General features: G+C 68.9%; 20 protein-coding genes. 10 read left to right on the top strand and 10 right to left on the bottom strand.

Translation table 11 applies throughout. The annotated features are described in order from the left end of the window. Nucleotides 1-6 precede the first annotated feature (6 nt). From mtrB to secA, 5 genes are all read left to right on the top strand, one after another. On the top strand, nt 7-1755 hold the full coding sequence (gene mtrB / locus OSC27_RS02205; protein ID WP_267179777.1) for an MtrAB system histidine kinase MtrB: 1749 nt from the start codon (nt 7-9) through the stop codon (nt 1753-1755). Continuing rightward, a complete protein-coding gene (locus tag OSC27_RS02210; RefSeq protein ID WP_267179778.1) occupies nt 1752-3464 on the top strand; it encodes an LpqB family beta-propeller domain-containing protein in 1713 nt (570 codons plus the stop codon). Before mtrB ends, OSC27_RS02210 begins: the two co-directional genes overlap by 4 nt. A 215-nt stretch (nt 3465-3679) precedes the next feature. Next, the gene (locus tag OSC27_RS02215; RefSeq protein WP_267179779.1) at nt 3680-4369 is read left to right on the top strand and encodes a ComF family protein; all 690 of its coding nucleotides are present in this window, start codon (nt 3680-3682) and stop codon (nt 4367-4369) included. A gap of 197 nt (nt 4370-4566) precedes the next feature. Further along, on the top strand, nt 4567-5265 hold the full coding sequence (gene hpf / locus OSC27_RS02220; RefSeq protein WP_267179780.1) for a ribosome hibernation-promoting factor, HPF/YfiA family: 699 nt from the start codon (nt 4567-4569) through the stop codon (nt 5263-5265). Nucleotides 5266-5449: 184 nt separating this feature from the next. Then, nucleotides 5450-8275 (top strand): preprotein translocase subunit SecA, encoded by a 2826-nt coding sequence (gene secA / locus OSC27_RS02225; protein WP_267179781.1) that lies wholly within the window; start codon nt 5450-5452, stop codon nt 8273-8275. Between the two features lie 64 nt (nt 8276-8339). On the opposite strand, the gene OSC27_RS02230 is transcribed toward secA, so the two are convergent. Continuing rightward, nucleotides 8340-8846 carry an Rv3235 family protein gene (locus OSC27_RS02230; protein WP_267179782.1) on the bottom strand — a complete coding sequence of 169 codons (507 nt, stop codon included), beginning with the start codon at nt 8844-8846 and terminating at the stop codon, nt 8340-8342. Nucleotides 8847-9022: 176 nt separating this feature from the next. On the opposite strand from OSC27_RS02230, the gene OSC27_RS02235 reads away from it, so the two are divergent. Beyond that, nucleotides 9023-9661: a hypothetical protein gene (locus OSC27_RS02235; RefSeq protein WP_267179783.1), complete on the top strand. Its 639-nt coding sequence runs from the start codon at nt 9023-9025 to the stop codon at nt 9659-9661. Between the two features lie 51 nt (nt 9662-9712). Here OSC27_RS02235 and OSC27_RS02240 read toward each other — a convergent pair whose 3' ends face one another. Next, entirely contained in the window at nt 9713-9997 is a 285-nt protein-coding gene (locus OSC27_RS02240) for a helix-turn-helix domain-containing protein (RefSeq protein ID WP_267179784.1), read from the bottom strand. 161 nt (nt 9998-10158) lie between these two features. On the opposite strand from OSC27_RS02240, the gene OSC27_RS02245 reads away from it, so the two are divergent. From OSC27_RS02245 to OSC27_RS02255, 3 genes are read left to right on the top strand one after another with little or no spacing between them, the layout of a single operon-like run. Continuing rightward, nucleotides 10159-10794, top strand: coding sequence for a hypothetical protein (locus OSC27_RS02245; protein ID WP_267179785.1), 636 nt, complete (start codon nt 10159-10161; stop codon nt 10792-10794). Beyond that, a complete protein-coding gene (locus OSC27_RS02250) occupies nt 10794-12050 on the top strand; it encodes an AAA family ATPase (protein ID WP_267179786.1) in 1257 nt (418 codons plus the stop codon). Before OSC27_RS02245 ends, OSC27_RS02250 begins: the two co-directional genes overlap by 1 nt. 26 nt (nt 12051-12076) lie before the next feature. Further along, nucleotides 12077-13573, top strand: a complete 1497-nt coding sequence (locus tag OSC27_RS02255; protein ID WP_267179787.1) for a sensor histidine kinase — start codon at nt 12077-12079, stop codon at nt 13571-13573. Nucleotides 13574-14120: 547 nt separating this feature from the next. Here OSC27_RS02255 and OSC27_RS02260 read toward each other — a convergent pair. After that, the gene (locus OSC27_RS02260) at nt 14121-14369 is read right to left on the bottom strand and encodes a WhiB family transcriptional regulator (RefSeq protein ID WP_056730333.1); all 249 of its coding nucleotides are present in this window, start codon (nt 14367-14369) and stop codon (nt 14121-14123) included. Between the two features lie 204 nt (nt 14370-14573). Between OSC27_RS02260 and OSC27_RS02265 the strand changes: the two genes are divergently transcribed. Beyond that, nucleotides 14574-15104 (top strand): hypothetical protein, encoded by a 531-nt coding sequence (locus OSC27_RS02265; protein WP_267179788.1) that lies wholly within the window; start codon nt 14574-14576, stop codon nt 15102-15104. 24 nt (nt 15105-15128) lie between these two features. On the opposite strand, the gene bcp is transcribed toward OSC27_RS02265, so the two are convergent. The 7 genes from bcp to aroA all read right to left on the bottom strand — a co-directional run bounded on the left by bcp (nt 15129) and on the right by aroA (nt 22649). Beyond that, on the bottom strand, nt 15129-15605 hold the full coding sequence (gene bcp / locus OSC27_RS02270) for a thioredoxin-dependent thiol peroxidase (RefSeq protein WP_267179789.1): 477 nt from the start codon (nt 15603-15605) through the stop codon (nt 15129-15131). 177 nt (nt 15606-15782) lie between these two features. Then, a complete protein-coding gene (locus OSC27_RS02275; protein ID WP_267179790.1) occupies nt 15783-16622 on the bottom strand; it encodes a carbohydrate ABC transporter permease in 840 nt (279 codons plus the stop codon). Then, nucleotides 16615-17610: a carbohydrate ABC transporter permease gene (locus OSC27_RS02280; RefSeq protein ID WP_267179791.1), complete on the bottom strand. Its 996-nt coding sequence runs from the start codon at nt 17608-17610 to the stop codon at nt 16615-16617. The genes OSC27_RS02275 and OSC27_RS02280 overlap by 8 nt, the downstream gene beginning before the upstream one ends. Nucleotides 17611-17700: 90 nt before the next feature. Next, nucleotides 17701-19020 carry an ABC transporter substrate-binding protein gene (locus tag OSC27_RS02285; protein ID WP_267179792.1) on the bottom strand — a complete coding sequence of 440 codons (1320 nt, stop codon included), beginning with the start codon at nt 19018-19020 and terminating at the stop codon, nt 17701-17703. A gap of 204 nt (nt 19021-19224) precedes the next feature. Then, entirely contained in the window at nt 19225-20229 is a 1005-nt protein-coding gene (locus OSC27_RS02290) for a LacI family DNA-binding transcriptional regulator (protein ID WP_267179793.1), read from the bottom strand. Next, on the bottom strand, nt 20229-21275 hold the full coding sequence (gene rsgA / locus OSC27_RS02295; RefSeq protein ID WP_267179794.1) for a ribosome small subunit-dependent GTPase A: 1047 nt from the start codon (nt 21273-21275) through the stop codon (nt 20229-20231). The genes OSC27_RS02290 and rsgA overlap by 1 nt, the downstream gene beginning before the upstream one ends. Continuing rightward, nucleotides 21276-22649 carry a 3-phosphoshikimate 1-carboxyvinyltransferase gene (gene aroA, locus OSC27_RS02300; protein ID WP_267179795.1) on the bottom strand — a complete coding sequence of 458 codons (1374 nt, stop codon included), beginning with the start codon at nt 22647-22649 and terminating at the stop codon, nt 21276-21278. Nucleotides 22650-22756 lie beyond the last annotated feature (107 nt).

Below are 22756 nucleotides of genomic sequence, written 5' to 3' on the forward strand. Positions count from 1 at the left end.
GGCGCCATGGCGGCGGCGACGGCGGCCACGCCCGCGAGGCTGTTCGGGGTCGAGTGGCGCTCATGGCGCAGCTGGCCCGGGCGCCTCGCGGTTTCGTGGCGGCGCTCGCTGCAGTTCAGAACGGTCGCGATCACGCTGCTGCTCACTGGGCTCGCCATTCTCATCACGGGCATCTACGTCTCGTTCAGCGTGGGCAGCGACCTCTACAAGTCGCGCCTCGACCAGGCGTTGCGCGATTCGGCGCGCGCCACCTCGTCGGCCCAGAGCACGCTCGACGCAGCCGACGTCTCGGACAGCGCCGCCGTTCGCCACCTACTCGACAACGCCCTGACCTCGATCGGCACCGCGACCTCGAGCCGCCTCGTCGCCGCGTACCGCGTGCCGGGCCAGGGCGCCGCCCCGCTCGCGCCGCAGGATTTCCGCAGCCCCGGGCTCGCCGCAGCCGACATCTCCGACTCCCTGCGCCACTCGGTGCAGAAGGGTGACGACAAGCAGTACTACCAGTCGGTCGAGCTGCGCACCGGGCCAGAGCAGCAGACGCCCGGCATCGTCGTCGGCTCCGACCTGTCGCTGCCCACGGCAGGCCGATACGAGCTGTACATCGCGTACGACCTGAGCGACGCCGAGAGCACGCTCGCGTTCGTGCAGCGCACCCTGCTGCTCGCCGGCTTCGGGCTCATCCTGCTCATCGGGGCGGTCACGTGGGTCATCGTGCGCTTCGTCGTGCAGCCCATCCGCATCGCTGCTGAGACCAGCAAGCGTCTCGCGGCGGGGGACTTAGCCGTGCGCATCCCTCAACACGGTGAAGACGTCTTCGCCTCGCTAGCGGCGTCGTTCAACGGCATGGCCGACAGTCTGCAGCGGCAGATCACGCAGCTCGGCACGCTCTCGCAACTGCAGCAGCGGTTCGTCTCCGATGTGTCGCACGAGCTGCGCACCCCGCTGACGACCATCCGCCTCGCGGGCGATGTCATCTACGACCAGCGCGAGAGCTTTCCGCCCGCCACGGCACGCACGGCCGAGCTGCTGCACACCCAGGTCGAGCGCTTCGACCTGCTGCTCTCCGACCTTCTTGAGATCAGCCGGTACGACGCGGGCAGCACCACGATCGACGCCGAGCCGACGAGTCTCGTTCGCGTCGCACAGGAGGTGGTCGACGACATGGCGCCGCTCGCGCAACAGAACGGCTCCGAGCTGCGGCTGGATGCGCCGGGCGGCTACGTCGAGGTGAGCCTCGACCCCAGGCGCATTCGCCGCATTGTACGCAACCTCATCGGCAACGCCATCGAGCACGGCGAGGGCCGGCCCATCGTGGTCGCCGTCGACAGCAACGAGAGCGCCGTCGCCCTGTCGGTTCGCGACTACGGCATCGGCATGAACGCTGACGCCGTGCAGCACGTGTTCGATCGCTTCTGGCGAGCCGATCCCTCGCGCAAACGCACCATCGGCGGAACGGGGCTCGGCCTCGCCATCTCGTTGGAGGACGCCACAGCGCACGGCGGCTGGCTCGAAGTGTGGTCGAGCCCCGGCGCCGGGTCGTGCTTTCGCCTCACGCTGCCGCGCATCGCCGACGAGCCGATCCTCGTCTCCCCTCTGCCGCTGCCGCCAGGCGACGCGGCAACGGGTGACGGCGCCGTCGGCACCGGCCAGGGCATTCCCGCGGTGAAGGGCACGCCCACCACCGCGAAAGCGCCGCGAGGCAAGACGGCGGCGCCTGCGAGGCGCACCGCGAACAGCAGGGAGTCACGAGCATGAAACAGCGGATGCGCCTCGCTGCGCTCGCCCTCGCCGTCGCGGCCACCCTGCCGGTGGCCGGCTGCGCCAGCATCCCGCGCTCCGGTCCCGTGAAGGTCGGCGGCACGATCGGGGACACGAGCCAGGACTTCACGCTCGACTACATTCCGGAAGACCCCGTGAAAGGTGCGTCCGCGGGCGAGATTCTGCGCGGGTTCGTCGAGGCGTCATCCAGCCCGCAGGGGGATTACGAGATCGCCCGCAAGTACCTGACGCCGAAGCTGGCGTCGACATGGAACGCCGATGAATCGGTCACGGTCGACGAGGGGCCAGGGCGCGTCTACCAGGAGCTCGCCGCCAATGCGTGGCAGCTCGCGGTGAGCCCCGTCGCCGACGTCGACGCGACGGGCGCGTATCGAGAGGTGGATGCGCAGACGCCCGTCACGCTGCGCTACCAGCTGGCGAAGAACGCCAAAGGGCAGTGGCGCATCTCGTCGGCGCCCAACGGTGTGGTCATCGACCTGCCGACCTTCCGCACGGTGTTCAGCTCGCGGGCACTGTACTTCTACGACCCCAGCTTCAGCTTCCTCGTGCCAGACCTGCGCTGGTTCCCCGCGCGCGTGTCGACGCCCACCCGCGTGGTGAAGGCGCTGCTGGCCGGACCGTCGAAGTGGCTGGGCCAGGGAGCGCTCGCCACCGCGTTCCCCCAGGGCACGCAGCTCGCCGTCGACTCGGTGCCCGCACCGGCCGGCCGCGCCGAGGTCGACCTGAACGACGCGGCGAATTCGGCTGATCAGGTCACTCTCGCCCGCATGAAGTACCAGCTACAGCGCAGCCTGCTCGACGGAGTCTCGGTCGGCAGCGTGCAGATGCTCATCGACGGCACGCCGCAACAGGGCGTGCCGGAGCTCTCCGGGCCCAATCTGCCGGTCAGCGACCCTTCCATCGATCCGCGGCCGCTCGTGCTGCACGAAGGAGTGTTCGGGTTTGCGAGCGGCACCACCGTCTCGGCGATCCAGGGGCTCTCGGACAAGGTGGAGGCGCTCGCCCCCACCGCGGCCGTGATCTCGGCCTCTCAGCAGAGCGCCGCCGTGCTCTCGGCGGGCGGAGTGTCCCTCGTGCGCACGGGGGCGAGCGCGGCGACACGCATCGACGAGCGAGCGGGCCTCATCGCCCCGTCGCTCGACCCGAACGGTTTCGTGTGGAGCGTGCCGCGAACCCAGCCGGGGGCGATCCTCGCCACCCAGCCCGGAGGCAAGCAGGCGGCCGTCGAGGCCGGCTGGACGGGCGCGACAAACATCGTCTCGCTGCAGGTCTCTCGTGATGGCACCCGCGTCATCGCGGTGCTGCGGAGCGGCGCGAACACCAAGCTCGTCGCGGCTTCGATCATCCGTGACGCCGACGGCGCACCCGCGCGCCTCGGTCCGCCCCTCGACCTCGGGTCAGACGGCGGCAGCATCGTCTCCGCGGCCTGGCTCGACCAGCTCACGGTCGCCTCGCTGTCGACCAATGCGAATGGCGAGACCACGGTGACCACCCAGCAGATCGGCGGCCAGAGCCAGAGCGTGAGCGGCCCGGTGAAGGGCGCCTCCATCGTCGGCGGCTCGGGCAACCCGACGTATTGGGTGCTCACCTCCCAGGGTTCGCTGCAGGCCGCGAGCGGCACGGGGTGGCAGGAGCGTCTCAGCAAGGTAGCCCTGATCGCGACGCAGCAGGGGGCGCCGCACTAGCGTCCGCTCACCGGCGCGTCTGCTCAGTGGCGCGTCTGCTCAGCACTCGTCTGCTCAGTACTGGTCTGCTCGGTGGCGCGTCTGCTCAGTACTCGTCTGCTCAGTACTCGTCTGCTTACTGGCGCGTCTCCTTCACCGCGCTCGTCGAATCCGGGCTGTCCCCAGATCGTGCACCAGCGCTGCGACGCCGGCCGCGAAGCCGCGAGCATGGCTGCATGAGAGAGGCCCTGCGTGACGCGCTGGCGCTCGCCCTGCCCACCCAGTGCAGCGGCTGCGGGCGTGACGACCGTGCGCTCTGCGCCGCGTGCCGGGCCGCACTCGCGCCGCACCCCCATGCGATCGTGGTCGGCGACGGCGCACTCACCGTCTGGTCGGGCCTCGACTACGAGGGGGTCTGCCGGCGCGTGCTTCCCGCGTTCAAAGACGGCGGGCGAACGGATGCCGCATCCGCTCTCGCCGCGCCGCTTCGCGCCGCGGTCGCGGCCGCGGTCACGGCGACCGGCTCTCCCCTCCACCTCGCGGCGAACGCCGCACCGCCTGCCGCGGCCCGCCCCGCCATCCACCTCGCGGTCATCCCGTCGACACGGCAGTCGCTTCGCCGGCGCGGCTATCACCCGGTGTCGCTCGTTCTCGCACACGCCGGGCTGCGTGCCGAACGCGCTTTGAAGCCCCTACGGCAGACGCTCGACCAGGCGGGTCTCGGCCTTGTCGATCGGGCTCAGAATCGCCGGGGATCCCTCGCGGCGACGGCCTTCGCTGCCGGCCGATCCTGGCTCATCGTCGACGACATCCTGACGACGGGCGCGACCCTCCTCGAGGCGCGGCGAGCGCTCGTTCAGGTGGGTGCGCACGTGGTCGGCGCAGCCGTGATCGCATACACGCGGCGTCTGTCGAAGCCACCGTGAGCGGTGCGGCCGTCGCGTCGATCCTCGACGAACGCCGGCACAGGCGGGGCAGGCACGATCGGCCTCGGGCGGCACCTGAGACTTGCGGCACTCATGGGTGACTTATGGAAGACGCGGCACTACGGTAGGGGGAAAGAGGCGTGGATGACCCGCCCTGACGAGCCGGGCGGGGGCACGTCAGATCAGGGAGGGTCGTCATGGAACTTGACATCATCGGACGAAACCTGGGGATCACTGATCGATTCCGTGAATACGCCACGGAGAAGACCGAGAAGCTGTCTCGGCTGGCCACGCGAGCGCTCGTACTCGAGTTGCGCGTCAGCCGGCACAACGAGAAGCCGAACGGTCAGAGCAGTGAAGATCGCGTCGAGCTGACGCTGATCGGCCCGGGTCCCGTGGTTCGCGCGGAGGCGACGGCGACCGACAAATACGCCGCCCTTGACGTCGCGATGGCCAAGCTGATCGAGCGGGTGCGCCGGGCGAAGGATCGCCGCAAGATCCATCGCGGCAACCACCGCCCCACCTCCCTGAGCGAGGCCAGTACGGGAGCGTTCAATGTTGTCGACATCACCCCGGCATCCGCCGACGTGATCGAGCGGGTGCGCACCGGCTCCATCCCCGTCGTCGGTGAGGAGGCCGAGGCGAGCGACGAGGAGCAGTACTGCCCCGTCGTGATCCGGCGCAAGGTGTTCGCCTCGGTACCGATGTCCGTCGACGACGCGCTCTACTACATGGAGCTCGTCGGCCACGACTTCTACCTCTTCATCGATCAGGAGAACGGGCGCCCGAGCGTCGTCTACCGCCGCAAGGGCTGGGACTACGGCGTCATCGCCCTCGACGAGAACGCCGACGAACTGCAGGAGGTGGCGACTGCCAGCCGCAAGCTCGGCCGGTGACGGATGCCGCGTCGGCGGCGACGCCGCCGGCGCGGGCATCCGCTTCTCTTCGTATCGGGCGAACCGTGCCGATACTCATCACGCACCCCGCTAGCATTGCTATAGTTGCCGGCTGCGGTCGGTTCGCGCGCGTCCGGCCGGACGACAGGCGCTCCCGGCGCCCTGATCAGTGTGGAGTGCATCCGTGGCCTCAGTTCTGGAAAAGGTTCTTCGTGTCGGTGAGGGGCGCACTCTGCGCCGCCTTCAGAACTACGCGAAGGCCGTCAACGCTCTGGAGGACGACTTCAGTCAGCTCACCGACGAGGAGCTGAAGAACGAGACCGTCGAGCTGCGGGAGCGACACGGCAACGGCGAGTCGCTCGACGACCTGCTGCCGGAGGCGTTCGCGGCAGTGCGTGAGGCCTCCAAGCGCACGCTCGGCATGCGGCCGTTCGACGTGCAGGTCATGGGCGGCGCGGCCCTGCACCTCGGCAACATCGCCGAGATGAAGACCGGTGAGGGCAAGACGCTCGTCGCGACCCTGCCGGCATACCTCAACGCGATCACGAGCCGTGGCGTGCACATCGTCACGGTCAACGACTATCTGGCGAACTACCAGTCCGAGCTGATGGGGCGCATCTTCCGCGCGCTCGGCATGACCACAGGCGTGATCCTCGCGGGCCAGGACCCGCAGGAGCGGCGCGAGCAGTACGCGGCGGACATCACGTACGGCACGAACAACGAGTTCGGCTTCGACTACCTGCGCGACAACATGGCGTGGCAGGCCAGCGACATGGTGCAGCGCGGCCACTACTACGCGATCGTCGACGAGGTCGACTCGATCCTCATCGACGAGGCGCGCACGCCGCTCATCATCTCCGGGCCCGCCTCGGGCGAGGCCAACCGCTGGTTCAACGAGTTCGCGAGCCTCGCCAAGCGGCTCACGCCCGAGGTCGACTACGAGGTCGACGAGAAGAAGCGCACGGTCGGCGTGCTGGAGCCGGGCATTGAGAAGGTCGAGGATTACCTCGGCATCGACAACCTGTACGAGTCGGCGAACACGCCGCTCATCTCGTTCCTGAACAACGCCATCAAGGCGAACGCGCTGTTCAAGCGCGACAAGGACTACGTGGTGATGAACGGCGAGGTGCTCATCGTCGATGAGCACACAGGCCGCATCCTCATGGGACGCCGATACAACGAGGGCATCCACCAGGCCATCGAGGCCAAAGAGGGCGTCGCGGTCAAGGCCGAGAACCAGACCCTCGCCACCGTCACGCTGCAGAACTATTTCCGCCTGTACACGAAGCTCGCGGGCATGACCGGTACCGCCGAGACCGAGGCGGCGGAGTTCATGTCGACGTACAAGCTCGGCGTGGTCCCCATCCCCACCAACAAGCCCATGGTGCGTAAAGACCAGCCCGACCTCGTGTACAAGCACGAGGAGGCGAAGTTCGGCCAGGTCGTCGAAGACATCGCGGCCAGGCACGAGAAGGGGCAGCCGGTTCTGGTCGGCACCACGAGCGTGGAGAAGAGCGAGTACCTCTCTCGGCTGCTCGCGAAGAAGGGCGTGCGGCACGAGGTGCTGAACGCGAAGAACCACGCGCGAGAGGCGTCGATCGTCGCGCAGGCTGGCCGCCTGGGCGCCGTCACCGTCGCCACCAACATGGCCGGTCGTGGCACCGACATCATGCTCGGCGGCAACGCCGAGTTCCTCGCTGTCGCCGAACTCAACCGGCGTGGGCTCGACCCGGCCGAGACGCCCGAGGAGTACGAGGCGGCGTGGGACGAGGTGTACGAGAACGTCAAGCAGGAGGTCGAGACCGAGGCCGACAAGGTGCGCGAGGCCGGCGGCCTGTACGTGCTCGGCACCGAACGGCACGAGTCGCGCCGCATTGACAACCAGCTGCGCGGGCGTTCCGGGCGTCAGGGCGACCCCGGCGAGAGCCGCTTCTACCTCTCGCTCACCGACGACCTGATGCGCCTGTTCAAGGCGGGCGCTGCCGAGACCCTCATGGGCCGCAGCAACGTGCCGGACGACCTCGCCATCGAGTCCAAGGTTGTCAGCCGAGCCATTCGCAGCGCGCAGGGGCAGGTCGAGGCGCGCAACGCCGAGATCCGCAAGAACGTGCTCAAGTACGACGACGTGCTGAACCGCCAGCGCGAAGCCATCTACAGCGACCGCAGGCGCATCCTCGAGGGTGACGACCTGCACGAGCGGGTGCAGACGTTCCTCGACAACGTCGTCGACGAAGTGCTCGAGGCGCACACCGGCGAGGGCAACGGCGACGACTGGGACTTCGACGCACTCTGGAACGAGCTGAAGACGCTCTACCCGGTCGGTGTCACGATCGATGAGGTCATCACCGAGGCGGGCAGCCGGGGCCGCGTGAACCGCGAGTTCATGCGCCGGGAGATTCTGTCGGATGCTCATCTCGCCTACCAGCGCAGGGAAGAGACCCTGGGCACCGAGGCGATGCGCGAGCTCGAGCGTCGCGTGGTTCTCTCGGTCATCGACCGCCGCTGGCGCGACCACCTCTACGAGATGGACTACCTGAAGGACGGCATCGGCCTGCGTGCCATGGCGCAGCGCGACCCGCTGGTCGAGTACCAGCGCGAGGGCTACGCCATGTTCCAGCAGATGATGGGGCAGATCCGAGAGGAGTCGGTCGGCTTCCTGTTCAACCTCGAGGTCGAGGTGCGTCAGGCGCCGGGCGAGGTCGAAGTCGCCGCGAAGGGTCTGGCCCGGGGCGAAGAGGCCGAGCAGAAGCTCAGCTATTCGGCGCCGAGCGACTCGGGCGGCATCGAGGTGCGCAACCAGCGCGGACAGGTCGAGCAGGCCGCCACGGCTCGCGCGCAGCGTGCCCAGCAGTTGAAGGATGCCGCGGCAGCCCAGCAGGAGGAGGGCCAGCCGGCGCCGCAGGGTACCGGGAGTGCCCAGCGCGGGGCGTTCGGCCAGCGAGTGGAATCGGGCGAGCAGGCACCGACCAATCGGGCCGAGCGGCGCGCACAGTCACGCCGCAAGGGCTGACCGCCGCACAGTCACGCCGCACAGGCTGACCGCCGCACAGTCACGCCGCGCGGGCCGACCACCGCTAGAGCACGGAGACGACGCTGGCTCGCCAGCGCCTGTCGATGCCCTCGAGCCTGATGGCAACGGCCCGCGACCGCGCACGGTTATGCACCATGACGACCGCCTCGACGACGTCTTCGCGCGGCATGCTGATGATCGTGCGGCCGATGGAGACCTGTGGTCGGCGCGCCGCAACTCCCTTGACCTGACGGGCGCGAGCGGCGAGCACGACCCGTTTGAGCAGGTGCCGGTAGACCTCGTCGCTGACCCAGCGTGAGAGCTGGTCGAGCTCTCGCACACCGGCGAGCACTTCGATGACGCAGCGGCTCAGGTTCTCCAGCAGCGGCTGCGGGTCCGGCAGCTCGTGCACGGGCGTGCGTTGCGCGCCGAAGTACTCGTCGGCATCGAATCGGGCCGCCGCCGCAGCGGCAGCTGCCGAGCCACGGCTCTGCCGAACCTGCCCGGCCGCGGGCGTGCCGCGTGCGTCGTCGTCGCGCTCCTCCGCGGCCACCGGCACAGCTGGGCTCATCGTCTGCTCCCCGACTCTCGAAAACGTCAGCATGGATCGAATTGCGGTGTCTGCCCCCGGAAGGGGGTGACTTCCCGAGAAAGACTCAACCAGTTGCAGACGTTTCTGTCTACCGGCTTGAGACGATCTGTGGATAACTCGCGACGCATCCGCTTCATGCCGATACCGTCGGAAGCATGCGCTGGGACAACCTCTTCGACGACATCGAGGGCCAGCTCGAGCACGAGCTTGACGCAGACGACGTCGAGCTTCGGGCCGAGCGCGAACGCCTCCGCCTGGCGCGACTTTCGCTGCGCGAGAGGTTGACGTCGCTCGCCGCCGGCGAGGGCGACGACCGTCACCATTCGGCACCGGAGGGCGACGGTCGCCGGCAGCCGAACGCCCTGACGCTGCAGCTCACGAGCGGCGCGACGATCCGCGTTCGCCCGGCGACCTTCGGGCGGGATTGGTTCTCAGGCGAACTGCTCGAGGAGGCCAGACGGCCGCGTCACTGCGTCGTGCCGCTCGCCGCCATCGCGGGCATCCTGGTCAGTACAGCGGATGCCGCCCGCAGCCTCGCGGACGAGCCTGCACGCGGTCGCGCCCCCTCACTCTCCGATCGCATCGGCATCGCGTTCGTGCTGCGCGACCTGTGCCGTCGCCGCGCAGGCGTCGAACTGCAGACGGCGGCCGGGTCGTTCCACGGCACCATCGATAGGGTGGCGCGAGAGCACCTGGATCTCGCCGTACATGAGCCGGGAAGCCCGCGCCGCGCCGCATCCGTCACGCAGGTCCGCATTGTGCCGATCGAGCAGATCACCCTCGTGCGAGTGTGAGCGCCGCCGCCGCCGCCGCCGCCGTCGTCGTCGTCGTCGACACGATCGCGCTCATTCGCCGGGGCGCGTGATGCGGCCGCCGGAGAGCTCGGGGATGCTCGCAAAGTCTGACTGCTGCCACAGGCTGGCGCGCCGGCTCTCTTCGTACATGGCGTCGATGTAAGCCTCAAGCACGTTGCGCTCGATGCGCCACTTGCCCGTGGTACCGATGCGAATGGCGGGCAATTCGCCCGACTGCACGATCGCGAGAACGTCGTCGGGAGACACGTTGAGAATCTCGGCGGCATCGGCAACGGTGAGGAAGCGGCCGAGCGAGTCGAATGTGTCTGCGCCCATGCATCGATTATCTCCCTGCGACGCGCCGGCCGGGTCGAAGCCTGTGGATAACTTTCACGCGCGTCGCCGTCACACGCCACCATTGTTGAGCACTCGACGCAACCGTCGTCGAGCACGCTGCATGCCGCACGACACGCGAGCACTCGAGGCGAAGGGGAACAATGAGCGCGCAACCGACGACGAGGCCGCACCGGGTGTTCTGGCTCGACCCGCGCTTCGCGATCGGCATTCTGCTCGTCGCGGCGTCCGTCGTCGGCGTGTGGGCAGTGGTGCACACGGCCGACCGCACCACGACCGTGCTTGCCGCCGCCTCGGCCATCGCTCCGGGTGATCGGGTCACCACGTCCGACCTGCGCCGCGTGCAGGTGAGGCTGGGTGATTCAGGCAAACGCTACATGACAGCAGAGCGGATGCCGGCGGCCGGCGTCGTCGTCACGCGAGCCGTCGGCCCGGGCGAACTCCTGCCGGTTGCTGCCGTCGGCGACGCCGACAGCGTCACCAGCGCACGGGTGGTGCTCAGCGTGCGGGGCCCGCTCGCGGCATCCGTCATCGCCGGTTCTGTCGTCGATGTCTGGTCTGCCGCCGCCATCGATGGGGGCGGCTTCGGGCCGCCCGCCGTGCTCGCCGAGAAGGCGGCGGTCGTGCGCGTCGTTGCCGACGACGGCATGGTGCGCACGGGCGACGGGGTCTCTGTCGAGGTGCAGGTGCCCAGGCGCAGCCTTCCGGCGGTGCTGCAGGCGCAGGCGAACGGCGACGCGGTGAGCGTGATCGCGGCGGCGGCGCAGGCGGGTTCCTGATGGCGCGGCTCGCCCTCGCGCTCGATCGACGCACCGAGGATCGCCTGATCGGCGACGCGCTGAACGCAGGGCACCAGCTGGCTAGCCGGCCGCAGACCGGAATGGAACTGGTCGCACTCGCCGGGGACGGGGTGCTCGACGCCGCCGTCGTCTCAGCATCTCGGCGCTGGCTGACGCCGGCACTGATGGCCGCATGCGACGCGGGCGCCGTGCGGCTCGTTGCCCTTGCGGCGGGGGAGCAGGAACGCCGCAACGCCGCCTCGCTCGGCCTCTACGAAGTGCTGGATGCGACGAGTGAATGGGCGGCCGTCGAGGAACTGCTGACGGCGGTCGCGCCCGCGCCTGCGCCCGCGAGGCAGAGCGCGGCAGAGGCGGTGGCCGGCGGCCGAGTCATCGCCGTGTGGGGCCCTGCTGGTGCGCCCGGGCGAACGACTCTCGCCACCACGATCGCGGCCGAGATCGCGGCGCGGGGGCACTCGGTGGCGCTCGCCGACGTCGACACGTATGGCGGCTGCATCGCCCCGAGCCTCGGTCTGCTCGACGAAGCGCCCGGGTTCGCGGCCGCGTGCCGGCTGGCCGGTTCGGGCGGTCTCAATCGTGGAGAGCTCGAGCGCGTCGCGTCGCGCTACGCCTCGTCGAAGGGCCCGTTCTGGGTTCTCACGGGCATCGGGCGGCCGACCCGCTGGCCCGAGCTGTCGGCCGAGCGGGTCGCCGCGACCATCGAGACCTGCCGCGGATGGGTCGACTACCTCGTGATCGACACCGGCTTCAGCCTCGAAAGCGACGAAGAGATCTCGAGCGATCTCTTCGCGCCCCGCCGCAATGCGGCGACCCTGGCCGCGCTGCGAGCCGCTGACCATATCGTCGAGGTCGGGCTCGCCGACCCGGTCGGCATGCCGCGGTTTCTGCGCGCACACGTCGACCTTGCCGAACTCGTACCGGACACGCCGAGCACGGTGGTCATGAACCGAGTGCGCGCCACGGCCGTTGGCATGGCGCCGTTCGCCCAGGTCTCCTCGACCCTGGCCCGCTTCGCGGGCATCACCGCACCCGTGCTCGTGCCGCACGACCAGCAGGGCGTCGACACCGCGCTGCTCACCGGCAAGACGCTGGCGGATGCCGCACCCCGGTCGCCTGCGCGCGCCGCCGTTTCGCGCATGGTCGAGTCTGCACTGCTGCCGAGAGCGGAGGCCGGGGTTGCCCCGCGCCGACGGCTGCTCGGGCGACGGGCGGGCGCGGCATCCGTGTCTACCTGAGGTACGTGCCCACGTAAACTGTCACCGTGCCGACGCTCAGTGAACTCGTACTCGCCCAGGGCCGCTCCGCTGACGACGTCGACTGGCTGCACATGCTTGTCGGCGACTGGCAACTCCTCGCCGACCTCGCCTTCGCCGACATTGTGCTGTGGGTGCCCTCGGATGACGCGGATGGCGAGTTCGTCGCCGTCGCTCACGCACGCCCGTCGAGCGCGGCAACGCTCTTCTATCGCGACTTCGTGGGCCAGAAGATCAAGGCGGAATGGCGCGACCAGGTCATGCGGGCGTTCGAGACGGCGCAGATCGTGGATTCGTCGGCGCCGGATTGGTACGAGGAGACCCCGACCCGGGTGCGTGCCGTGCCCGTCATGCGGCGCATCAACCCGCGCTCGCCTGACATCGATCCGGTGCCCGTCGCCGTCATCACTCGGCACAGCAATCTGAGCGAGGCCCGCACCCCCGGGCGTCAGGAGCTGACGTTCAACGAGTGCGCCAACGACCTGTTCGCCATGATCGCGTCGGGGGACTTTCCCGATATGGGTGCGCCGACCGGCCCACGGCGCGGGGCGCCGCGGGCATCCGATGGTCTGATCAGGCTCGACGTCGACGGTGTCACGACCTTCGCGAGCCCCAACGCTCTCTCCGCCTTCAACCGCATGGGTTTCGCGGATGAGCTGGAGGGCGAATCGCTCGCCGAGGTGACGACGCAGCTGCTCGGCGGCCGGCTCGTGGTCGACGAATCGCTGCCGCTCGTGGTGACCGGCAGGGCGCCATGGCGAACCGACATCGAGGCGCGCGGCGTGACGGTGTCGCTGCGGGCGATCCCCATTCGCAATCGGGGCGAGCGCGTGGGAGCGATCGTGCTGTGCCGGGACGTGACCGAGCTGCGGCATCAGGAACGCGAGCTCATCACCAAGGACGCGACGATTCGCGAGATCCACCATCGGGTGAAGAACAACCTGCAGACGGTGGCGTCGCTGCTGCGCATTCAGGCGAGGCGCACGCACTCGGACGAGGCGCGCGACGCGCTCTCGCAGGCGCAGCGGAGGGTCGGCGCGATCGCGGTGGTGCACGACACGCTCTCGGAGGGTCTGGCGCAGATTGTCGACTTCGACGATGTGTTCGCCCGGGTGCTGCTGCTGGTCGCCGAGGTGGCGGCCAGCCACAACACGACGGTGCACCCGAAATCCACGGGGAGCTTCGGGGAGTTGCCGAGCGAGTACGCGACCCCGTTGGCGCTGGCGCTCACCGAGCTCGTGACGAACGCGGTGGAGCACGGCCTGGCGGGCCGCGAGGGCGCGGTCGAGATCATCGCGAAGCGCTCGGCCGAGAGCCTTGCCGTGAAGGTGGTCGACAACGGGTCGGGGCTGCCCGAGGGCAAGGTCGGCGCCGGGCTCGGCACCCAGATCGTGCGAACGCTGATCCAGGGCGAGCTCGGGGGAACGATCGACTGGCACACGCTCATGGGGCAGGGCACCGAGGTGACCATCGAGGTGCCGCTGCGCTACCTCAACAAGAAGTAGCGCCGGCTGGCCGCATGTGCGGCTGCTTCGTGCGACCATCGTGCGGCTGCTCCGTGCGACTGCTCCATGCGACCGCTGACCGAGCGCGTGCCCGCCGAGGTCAAACGCGCGCCTGACCGAGGCCGGCCGCGTGCCCTCCCAAAACCGGCCGCGTGCCGTCCCGGGCGAACGAAAACGACGGTCATTCTGCAGATTCGGCCTCCGAGGGCCGTGTATCGGCGCGATTTCGTCGAGATCACCGTCGTTTTGGTTCGGGCGGGCGGCAGTTTGCGGCGGCGCGGCCGGAGTCGCGCATCCGCTCTCGTGCTCAACAACTGAGCAGCGGATGGCGGGCGCACGCGCCCGCGGCCGCGAACCAAAACGACGGTGATCTCGACAGAATCGGCCTGAACAGGGGCGCAACAGACCGAAAACGACAGAATGACCGTCGTTTTCGTTCGGGGAGCGGGGCGGTCGAGGGCGGATGGCCGGGGGCCTTCGGGGCGCGGCCGTGCGGCGGCTCGGGCCGGGGAGGGTTAGGAGGTGCGGCGGCTAGGGCCGGGCAGGGCTAGGAGGCGCGGCGGGCGCGGGCGGCGCGGCGCTTCAGGGCGCGGCGCTCGTCTTCCGACAGGCCTCCCCAGACGCCGGAATCCTGGCCGGTCTCAAGAGCGTATTGCAGGCAGATCTCGGTGACGGTGCACCGGGCGCACACGGCCTTGGCCTTCTCGATCTGGTCAACGGCCGGACCGGTGTTGCCGACGGGGAAGAAAAGCTCGGGGTCGGCGGTGAGGCAGGCGGCTTTGTCGCGCCAATCCATAGGGGTGCTCCTTTGTTGCGTGATGCACGTTTCGTGAGTGCACGGCCGAACGGCCTAGAATGCGAGGTAGCGTCGAGTTCAGGGCGGATGATCCGATGGGAACTGAGACCTGCCCACGGCCCTGTGAGCGACAACTCGACCTCAAATATGCTCCCATAGTGCATGGGTCAAATCAATAGTTTTGTATGGGACAACCCTGTGAACATGGGCGAAAATGCTGGCGCCGAGGCGCATGAGAACCGCCGCCGACCGGCGTTCCTGACCGCACTCGCGGTACTTCTGTTCCTCGATGCCGCACTCGTGGCCGCCACGGTCGTGTGGCTGCTCTTCGAGTTGCTGACGGCCACGCCGAGCTCGTACGCCAGCGCCGTCGCCATCCTCGTGCTCGCCGCCCTCGCGGCGGTGTGGCTCGTCGTGACCGCGCTCGCCACGTTGCGTGGCCGCTCATGGGTGCGCGCGGCGGCGATCACCTGGCAGATCCTGCAGCTGGCGATCGCCGTCGGCTTCTTTCAAGGGCAGGATGCGCGGCCCACGCTCGCCTGGGCGTTGCTCGTTCCGGCGCTCATCGGTGTCGCGCTGGCGCTCTCACCCGCCGTCGTGCGGGCGACGGCTCGGCCCGTGGCAGGCGGCGACACGCTCCCGGCAGGCGGCGACACACCCGCGGCAGGCGGCGACACACCCCCGGCAGGCGGCGACACACCCCCGGCAGGCGGCGACACGCCCCGGGGCCGCTGACACCGGCCGCAACGCGCGATCGACTTACGCGGCCAGCCCCAGCTCGCGCCGCAGCCGAGCCACATGCCCGGTTGCCTTTACGTTGTACAACGCGAGCCGCAGCGTGCCATCGGGGTTCACGACGAAGGTCGAGCGCAGCACACCCGTCGTGAGCTTGCCGTACAGCGACTTTTCTCCGTACGCGCCGTACGCCTTGTGAACGGCGAGATCCGGGTCCGAGAGCAGCGGGAACGTCAACCCGTCGCGCTCCTGGAACTCCTTGAGGGTGGCGGGAGCATCCTTCGAGATGCCGAAAACTCGGTAACCGGCAGTCTGCAGCGCGCCGAGGTTGTCGCGGAAGTCACAGGCTTCGGTCGTGCAGCCCGGCGTCATGGCCGCCGGGTAGAAGTACACGATGACGCTCTCGCCGGCGACGTCGCTGAGCGAGACGGATGCGCCATCCTGGTCGAGCAGGGTGAACGCGGGGGCGGTGTCGCCAGGGGAGAGGGGATCAGTGGTCATGCCTCCACGCTACCGCGGGCAGGCCGACCGGCGAGGCCGACCGGCGACGCAGGCCGACCGGCGAGGCTGACCGGCGACGCAGGCCGACCGGCGAGGCTGACCGGCGACGCAGGCCGACCGGCGAGGCCGACCGGCGACGCAGGCCGACCGGCGAGGCCGGCCAGCCCGCGGCATCCGCTACTTGATGGCGCCCGCCGTGAGGCCTGCGACGAAGCTGCGCTGCAGAAGGAGGAACGCGACGACGATCGGCACGCTGACGACGAGCGAGGCGGCCATGATCTGGTTCCAGTACACATTGATCTGCGTCGAGTACTGCTGCAGCCCGATCGCGAGAGTCTGCGTCGGCCCGGTGGTCAGCACCGAGGCGAAGAGCACCTCGCCCCAGCTCGTCATGAAGCTATAGATGCCGACTGCCACGAGCCCGGGCCGCGCGGCAGGCAGCACCACGTGCCACAGTGCGCCCATGGCGCCGGTTCCGTCGACCTTGGAGGCCTCGTCGAGGTCGCGGGGGATGCCGTCGAAGTAGCCGGCGAGCATCCAGATGGAGAACGGCAGCACGAATGTGAGATACGTGATGATGAGGCCGAGCCTTGTGCCCACGAGCTGGATGCCGGTCGCCTGGTCGATGTTGACGAAGATGAGGAACAGCGGCAGCAGGAACAGCACGCCGGGGAACATCTGCGTCGAGAGCACCGTGGTCGTGAACGCCCCGCGCCCGCGGAAGCGCCACCGTGAGACGCCGTACGCGGCGAAGACCGCGATGATGAGGCTGACGAACGTGGCGACCGTGCAGACGATGAGGCTGTTCAGGAAGTACTGCGCAAGCGGCACCGTCTGCCAGATGTGGATGTATGGCTCGAGCGTGATGTGCTCGGGGATCCAGGCGAACGCGTTCTGCACGTCGCCGAGAGGCTTGATCGAGGTGGTGATCATGACCCAGAGCGGAATGACCGTGAAGAGGGTCAGCACCACCAGGGTCACGACACGGAATACCTTGGTTCCAACGGTGTCACGCACGCTTGGACCTCCTGTTCACAAAGAGCAGATACGCGCTCGTGACCACGAGCAGGAACAGCAGCAGGAGGACCGACATGGCGGCGCCCGTACCGAAGTTCCACGTCAGGAACGACGCGTTGTAGATGTGGAATGAGATCAGGTCACCCGCGGGTGGTTGTGCGGTCGAACCGAACAGCACGAACGGGGTGTTGAAGTCGTTGAAGGTCCACAGGAACATGACCAGGACGAGCACGACGTTGACCGGCCGCAGCATCGGCAGCGTGATGCTCGACCACTGCCGCAGCGGCTTCGCGCCGTCTACCGCGGAGGCCTCGTAGACGTCCTGAGGCACGGATTGCAGCCCCGCCATGAGCATGAGGAACGCGAAGGGCCACAGCCGCCAGATGGCGACGATGACGATGGCCAAGAACGCGTTGTCGCCGATGAGCCAGAACGGCTTGTCACCCGGCAGGCCCAGGTTGTCGAATAGCAGATGATTGACCGCGCCCGTGTCCTTCTGGAACATGAACTTCCAGGTGATGATCCCGGCATAGATCGGGATGGCGTACGGGATGAGAAAGAGCGTGCGGAACAGCCCGCGCCCACGGAATGCGCGCTGCAGGGCGACGGCGGCCGCCATGCCGAGACCCCACGAGATGCCGACGACAAGCACCGTGAAGCCGCACGTGACGAGAAACGAGTTGAGCAGGCTCTTGCCGATGGCACTGTTGAAGTCGAGCGAGACCGAGTAGTTGCCGAGACCGACGAACGGCGCGGCCCCCCAGTTGCGAAGGTAGATCTGGGTGAGCTTGATGAAGCTGACCCAGACGCCCGTGGCCATCGGCACGATGTGAATGAGCAGCTCGAAGAGGATGGCGGGAGCGAGCAGCGCGTATGGCAGCCACCAGCCGCCCAATCTCCTGTGCTGCCCGTTCTTCGAGCCGCGACTCGTGACCCTCTTGGTCACCGTCGAGCTGTCAGGCTGCGGCGGTACGGTCGTCGCCGACATGCGTTGATCCCTTCGTCGTAGCAGGCACGGTGGGCCGCATGCGCATCAGAGCGCCTGCGGCCCACCGCGGTTGTGTCATCGTGTCGGCAGCTAGCCCTGTGCCTCCACCTGCTCCTGCGCTGTCTTCAGCATCGCCTTGATATCGGCATCGGAAACGGTGCCGCCTGTCGCGATCGTCGCGAACTCCTGGCTCAGGCCCTTGCCGATGGTGCTTTCGAACGAACCCTCGGTGGCCACCTGCGGCAGCGGCTTCGACTTGTTGTTGTACGCGTCGAGGAACACCTTGGCCTCGTCGGCGTTGTCCGTGAACGACGCCTTCGCGCCGGCGAGAACCGGCAGGGCCGCGTACGGCTTGTCGAGCGTCGACTGCGTGTCCTCACTCGTCATGTACTTGACGAACTTCAGCGCCTGGCTGAGGTGCTTCGTGTACTTGAAGATCGACAGGTTGATGCCGGCCGGGAACGTGGCGACCTCGGCCTTCGCGTTCTTCGGGGAGGGCAGCGCGACCACACCGTAGTCGTCTGGGCTCATGCCATCTGCCTTGATGCTCGCGTCGGCGTTGTTCTGGCTGAGCACCATAGCGGCCTTGCCTGAGGCGAAGTCGGCGATGGCCTGCGTGCCGTTGTCGTACTGTGCGTTGCCCGGGTTCACGACCTTGTCGGTCTGCATGAGCGCCAGGTACCGGGAGAGGCCGTCGACGATCGGCTGGCTGGTGAACGTGGGCTTGCCGTCCTTGTCATAGAACGATGCGCCGTTCTGCGCCGCGGTCAGGAAGGCGAAGTGGATGTTCTCCGTGTAGCTCGCCGCCGCCAGTGCCAGGCCGTACTTGCCGCCCGTGGTCAGCTGCTTGGCAGCGGCCACGAACTCCTCCCACGTCGTCGGCGGCTGCAGTCCGGCATCCGCGAACATGGCCTTGTTGTAGTACAGGCCGTACGCCAGGCCGTAGAGCGGCACCGAGGTGGGCGTCTTGCCGGGGGCGCCGCCCGCGTCGAGCGCGGTCTTCACGAACTTGTCGGCGCCGCCGATGGCCTTCATGTTCGCGTCGTTGAACTCCGCGAACGCGCCCGTGGACTGCAGCCATGCGCCCCACGTGTTGCCGATGTTGACGACGTCGGGTCCCTGGCCGCTCGAGACGGCGGTCTGAATGCGGGTCTGCAGGTCGTTCCAGCCGATGACCTCGAGCTTGACCTTGATGCCCGTCTTCTGCGTGAACTTGTCGAGCACCGGCGTCAGAACGTCTTTGTCGTTCTGGATGCTCGTGCCCTGGTTGCTCGCCCAGTAGGTGAGCGTCGTGTCCTTGTCTGAACCCGACGACGATCCGCCACCGCCCCCGCCGCTGCTGCACGCCGCGGTGGTGAGGGTGAGAGCGGCAATGGCTGTGGCCGCGAGGATTGCTCGTGTCTTGCCCATCTGACTTCCTTGTCTACTCACGGTGTCCGTGGGATGTGGGCCGATGCGGTGAGCGAGGGCTGGGACTCGCTGTCAGCACCGATCGGCAGGTCGGTCACCTGGTAGGAGCATAACTGAACCGGTTAAGAGCGCAAGTAACGATTTCATGTCGGTCGGTTCAATTCGGCTCCCCGTTGGCGCTCGACATCATGGCAAGGCTACTCGCTAGGCGTGTCGAACGCTCGTCTCGCGGGCGCACAGAATGCTGGCGATGGGCTGCTCCGGCCCGGCCGGAATGCCGTCGAGAATGTCGAGAAGCAGCCGGGCGCTGCGCCGCCCCTGGTCCTCCGGATGCCGGGCGAGCGCCGTCACCGTCGGGGTCGCGATCTGGCAGATCATCGAATCGTCCCAGCTGACGAGGGCCACGTCGTCTCGCGCGTTCGAGCGCAGCGCGGCCGAGATTCCCAGGGCCATCACGTCGTTCGACGCGATCACGGCCGTGGCCGTGCATCCGCTGCCCAGGGCCTCGCCCATCATGCGCTGGGCCGACCTCATCGTGTAGTCGCACTCGATGACGATCGAGCGGATGCCGCGGGCCGCCGCCTCCTCAATGACCGCGTCGCGCCGCCGCACCTCGTGCGCGAGCGCGAGCGGCCCGGTCACGTGCGCCAGCTCGGTGTGGCCGAGCGCGGCGATGTGCTCGACGATCGTCGCGGCATCGGTGAGCAGGTCCTCGACGAGCTCGCCTCCCGTCTCGGGGTCGTGGCGGATGCCGTGCAGCACGTACGGCATGCCCAGGCGGTTCAGCAGTTCGGGTCGCTGGTCGTCGACGGCGAGGTCGAGCACGATCACGCCGTCGACGCGGCGCTCGGCGCTCCACCTCTTGTAGACGGCGATGTCACGGCCCTCGCCCGTGCCGACCATGCGCAGCAGAAGGCTCTGGCCCGCGTGCAGCAGCACGTCTTCGACACCGCCGAGCAGGCTCATGTAGTAGGGCTCGGTGCCGAGCAGGTCGGGGTCGCGCTTCAGCACCATGCCGATCGCGTCGACGCGGGAACGCGAGAGGGCCCTGGCCGACGAACTCGGGTGCCAGCCGAGGTCGGCCGCGAGCGCGAGCACGCGGGCCCTCGTAGCGTCGCTCACGCCCGGCCGGTCGTTCAGCGCGTACGAGACGGAGGCTTTGGAGATGTCGAGCCGCCTGGCGAGCTCGTGGATCGTCACCCGTGTCATCACGGTGCCTTCGAGAACGTGGCGAGCAGGCGCTGGAGGGAGTCGATGCGGGCACGGCCGGTGTCGCCGAGGCGGCCCGCTTCGACCGCCTCGTTGATCGCGCAGTCCGGCGCATCCGGCAGGTGTGTGCAGCCGCGAGGGCAGTCCTCGGCGATCTCGGCGAGGTCGGTGAAGGCGCCGAGGATGTTGTCGGGGTTGACGTGGCCGAGGCCGAACGAGCGCACGCCGGGGGTGTCGATGACCCAGCCGCGGCCGGCGTCGGTGACGAGCCGCAGCGCCACGGTCGATGAGGAGGTGTGCCTGCCGCGCCCCGTCACGGTGTTCACGACGCCCGTCGCGCGGCCCGCCTCGGGCACCAGCGCGTTCACCAGCGTGGACTTGCCGACGCCCGAGTGGCCGACGAACACCGTCTCATGGCCGATCAGCCAGCCCGAGATCTCGTCGACCGGCAGCGCATCCTGCCTGCTGGCAAAGACGTGCAGGTCGAGGCCCGCGAAGTTGGCGAGGAACTCGCTCGGGTCGGCGAGGTCGGTCTTGGTCACGCACAGAAGCGGGCGGATGCCGGCGTCGAACGCCGCGACCAGGTAGCGGTCGACGAGGCGAATGCGGGGTTCGGGGTTCGCCGCCGCGACCACGATGAGCATCTGATCGGCGTTGGCGACGATGACCCGCTCGACCTCGTCGGTGTCGTCGGCGCTGCGGCGCAGCAGGGTCTCGCGGGGCTGGATGCGCACGATGCGGGCGAGGGTTCCCGGCTCGCCGGTGGTGTCGCCGACGAGGTCGACGAGGTCGCCCGTCACGAGCGACGTGCGCCGGAGTTCGCTCGCGCGCGCCGCGGTGACGTGGCGCTCATCCGCCGTGTTCTCGCCGACGAGCACGGCGTAGCGGCCCCGGTCGACACCGAGCACGCGCCCCGTGGTGGCCTCGGTGTGCTCAGGGCGGATCTTCGTGCGCGGGCGGGAGCCGCGGCGATTCGGGCGAACGCGAACATCCGTCTCGTCGAACTCCGGTTCGTCGTCGTCCGGGTCCGCGTCCCACCAGGCCATCTACGGGCGGTTCCCGCTGAATGCGTCGCCGCTGAGCATGGCCTGCCAGAGCCCGGTGAACTGGGGCAGCGTCTTTGCGGTCGTCGCCACGTTCTCGATGCCGATGCCGTCGACGGCGAGGCCGATGAGTGCGCCGGCCGTGGCCATGCGGTGGTCGTGGTAGCTGTGCCACACGCCGCCGTGCAGGGGCCGCGGCTCGATGCGCAGCCCGTCATCGAGCTCGGTGACGCTGCCGCCGAGCGCGTTGATCTCGGCCGCGAGGGCCGCAAGCCGATCGGTCTCGTGGTGGCGGATGTGGCCGATGCCCGTGATCTCGCTCGGCCCGTCGGCGAGCGCCGCGAGGGCGACGAGGGCGGGGGCGAGCTCGCCACCCGTCGTCAGGTCGAGATCAACAGAGCGGATGCCGCTGCCGCCGGTCACCGTCAGCGCGTCGCCGTCGAGGCTCACCTCGGCCCCGAATCGTGGCAGCAGCTCGGCCAGGTGCGCGCCGACTTGGGTGGTGTGTTCGGGCCAGCCGGTCATCGTGACGCGGCCGCCCGTGACGAGGGCCGCGGCGAGGAACGGGGCGGCGTTGGAGAGGTCGGGCTCGATGTCGACATCGGCTGCCGCGATGCTGCCCGGCTCGACGACCCAGGTTCCGACGGCCGGCGAGTCGACGGGCACGCCGCGCGCGGCAAGCGCCGCGATCGTCATCTCGATGTGGGGCAGGCTGGGCAGGCGCTCGCCGGTGTGGGTGAGGCGCAGGCCGTCATCGAAGCGGGCCGCCGCGATGAGCAGACCCGAGACGAACTGGCTCGATGCGGAGGCGTCGATGGCGACCTCGCCGCCCGCAACCCGGCCCGTGCCGTGCACCGTGAACGGCAGGCCGGCACGGCCGTCGTCGTTGATATCGACGCCGAGCGCCCGCAGCGCCGTGATCATGGTGGACATGGGGCGACCGCGCGCCGCGTCGTCCGCGTCGAAGGTGGTGGGGCCGAGGGCGAGCGCCGCGACGGGCGGCACGAAGCGCATGACGGTGCCCGCCAGCCCGCAGTCGATGGTCGTGCTGCCGAAGAGCTCGCCGGGGGTGACGAGCCAGTCGCCGCCGAACACGCCCTCGCCCGGCCTCTCCTCGATGGTGGCGCCGAGCGAGCGCAGCGCCGACGCCATGTTCTCGCTGTCGTTCGAGTGCAGCGGCGCCCGCAACAGCGACGGGCCGTCGGCGAGGGCCGCGAGAACGAGCTGCCGATTCGTCAGCGACTTCGACCCCGGCAGCGACACGACGGCGTCGATCGCGCCGCGACACGACGGCGCCGGCCACGGCATGTCGGAATCGATCGGGTCGGTGTCGCCGTACGGGTTGAAGTCCGGCGAGGAATATTTCGAGATCAGCATCGTTTATCAACAGTATCGGCGTTTCGTGCGCTGCGAGGGAGGAAAACATGGTGCGTGAGGCGACCGCCCTGCTCGACCGGCCCGTATCCGCTGCGCTGCCGCAACTA

This window comes from Microbacterium sp. STN6, from assembly GCF_026410545.1.
In the GTDB taxonomy this organism is placed as follows: Bacteria; Actinomycetota; Actinomycetes; order Actinomycetales; family Microbacteriaceae; genus Root112D2.